Below are 591 nucleotides of genomic sequence, written 5' to 3'. Positions count from 1 at the left end.
CAGCTTCATCCAGACAGCATTCCTGAGAAAATTTTCAAAAATGCTTCTGCACTAGTACTGACATCTTACTTAGTTCGTTGTAAAGAAGGCGATCCAATGCCTGAAGCAACAATGAAAGCCATTGAGTTTGCGAAGAAGAACGACGTTCCTGTTGTACTAACGCTAGGTACGAAGTTTGTTATTCAAGACGATCCTAAATACTGGCAAGACTTTATTCGTGAACACGTTTCTGTTGTCGCAATGAACGAAGACGAAGCAGAAGCGCTAACAGGCGAAACTGATCCGCTAGCCGCTTCTGATAAGACGCTAGAGTGGGCTGATATGGTGTTATGTACCGCAGGTCCTGTTGGTCTGTTTATGGCGGGTTACACTGAAGACAGTGCGAAGCGTGAAACCACGTTGCCATTACTTCCTGGCTCGATTGCTGAATTTAATCGTTACGAGTTCAGCCGTCCGGCTAAAAAAGATGCTTGTCAGAATCCAATTCGAGTTTATTCGCATATTTCTCCTTACATGGGCGGTCCAGAGAAAATTAAGAACACAAACGGGGCGGGTGATGCTGCGTTGTCTGCTGTTCTTCATGACATGGCG

Annotated in this window: 1 protein-coding gene; it reads left to right on the top strand. The window is 45.3% G+C overall.

The features are described 5' to 3' along the window. The coding region (locus R7040_RS28245; RefSeq protein ID WP_318097855.1) for an inosine/guanosine kinase at positions 1-591 on the top strand (591 nt) is incomplete at both ends.

Source organism: Vibrio sp. 1069, assembly GCF_033340555.1.
The sequence above is the reverse complement of the archived record's forward strand: the minus strand, read 5'-3'. Positions and strand labels throughout refer to the sequence as shown.